Below are 1,390 nucleotides of genomic sequence, written 5' to 3' on the forward strand. Positions count from 1 at the left end.
TGAGCTACAACAAAGTGCCGGTAACTCATTCGAATTCATTGAAAACGTAAAATCGGATCTATTCCCAGATGAGATTTACGTCTTCACACCAAAAGGTCGTATTGTTGAACTACCACTTGGCGCGACAGCTGTAGATTTTGCTTACGCGGTACATACCGATGTAGGTAATTCCTGTGTTGGTGCTCGTGTTGATCGCAACCCTTACCCACTAAGTAAGGCGCTGAAGAACGGCCAGACAGTAGAAATCATCAGTGCGCCAGGTGCGCGTCCAAATGCCGCTTGGTTGAACTATGTCGTGACTTCTCGCGCTCGCACTAAGATTCGTCAAGTACTGAAAACCATGCGCCGTGAAGAATCCATCACGCTCGGCCGCCGCCTATTGAATCACGCTTTGGGTCGTCACTCGATTGACTCCATCTACCCAGAGAACATTCAAGAAGTACTGACCGATCTGCGCTTAGAAAGCACAGACGATTTACTCGCAGCAATTGGCTTGGGCGAACTCATGAGTATTGTGATTGCTCGTCGTTTGCTGGGCGATACTGAAGAGCTAACGACAACCAGTTCCATTCCAACCGACTCGAAGAAGAAACTTCCAATTCGTGGCGCGGAAGGTTTGCTGCTGACGTTTGCTAACTGCTGTCACCCAATTCCAGATGACCACATCATTGCGCATGTGTCTCCTGGCCGTGGCTTGGTTGTTCACCGTGAAACGTGTCCAAATGTGCGCGGTTACCAAAAAGAGCCGGACAAATACATGGCCGTCGCATGGTCTGACGATTACGACAAAGAGTTTATCGCAGAACTGAAAGTCGACATGCTCAACCACCAAGGTGCTCTGGCAGAATTGACCAACGTGATTTCGAAAACAGGCTCCAATATCCATGGCCTGTCGACCGAAGAACGTGATGGCCGACTGTATACTGTCACCGTTCTGCTGACCACCAAAGATCGTGTCCACCTTGCAGGTATCATGCGAAAAATCAAAGCTATGCCGCAGGCGACCCGAGTCAGACGAAGAAAGAACTAAACTCATCGCCACCCACTCACACTGGGTGGCGATTTTTTTATACCCTATTTATTTACTATGAATTTAGAACGTTACCACCGTATCCATCAGGTGCTGAAAGCACGCCAAACCGACCTTACTTTGTGCCTAGAAGAGGTTCACAAACCTAACAACGTCTCTGCCGTTATTCGTACGGCTGACGCCACGGGCTTACACAAAGTTCATGCTATCTGGCCTGATAAAATGCGCACTTTAACCCACACTTCTGCAGGTGCTCGTAACTGGGTTGAAGTAGAAACTCACAACTCGATTGAAACCGCCATTACCGAGCTCAAAGCCCAAGGCATGCAAGTATTGGTGACCAACTTATCGGACACCGCG

At 48.8% G+C, this 1,390-nt stretch carries 2 protein-coding genes; both read left to right on the forward strand.

Going from position 1 to position 1,390, the window contains the following annotated elements:
• A partial coding sequence (locus tag R7R78_RS23985) for a TGS domain-containing protein (RefSeq protein WP_225474359.1) occupies positions 1-1,030 on the forward strand: 1,030 nt, incomplete at its 5' end.
• Positions 1,031-1,087: 57 nt separating this feature from the next.
• Positions 1,088-1,390 (forward strand): TrmH family RNA methyltransferase (locus tag R7R78_RS23990; protein WP_318119526.1); only part of this gene is annotated, 303 nt, incomplete at its 3' end.

It is taken from the genome of Vibrio sp. 2134-1 (assembly GCF_033339495.1).